The 338-nt window shown below is 30.2% G+C and carries 1 protein-coding gene; it reads right to left on the bottom strand.

What is annotated here, in order from left to right; translation table 11 throughout:
- Positions 1 to 22 precede the first annotated feature (22 nt).
- Positions 23 to 338: hypothetical protein (locus CN514_RS25885; RefSeq protein ID WP_217993949.1), on the bottom strand; the 316-nt coding region annotated here is incomplete at its 5' end.

Raw genomic sequence — 338 nt, 5'->3', positions numbered from 1 at the left:
TCCCATGGTAGTTTAATAAGGTTTACATTTGTTCTATATACTCTTCAGCTTGGAAACCATCAACTGGAAATTCTTCCATTGTCATAGCATTATAATAAAACTGACCGATTGACCAATTCAAATTAATATAGTTTTCTCTTATAATCGCATCCTCATCCTCCCATATTTCATCATGAAAAACATATCCAACCCTTAATGTATTTAGATCAACTACAATAAAGTCTCCATTTAAACCAGAACCGATTATTAGAAGTCCTTCTTCTATACATCTTCTATTTTCTTCCCAAAGATTATTGCTTGGAATTTCATTAATCTTATCGAAATAAACTCTATTAAAT

This window comes from Bacillus sp. AFS001701 (genome assembly GCF_002559405.1).
GTDB lineage: Bacteria > Bacillota > Bacilli > Bacillales > Bacillaceae_G > Gottfriedia.
The sequence above is the reverse complement of the archived record's forward strand: the minus strand, read 5'-3'. Positions and strand labels throughout refer to the sequence as shown.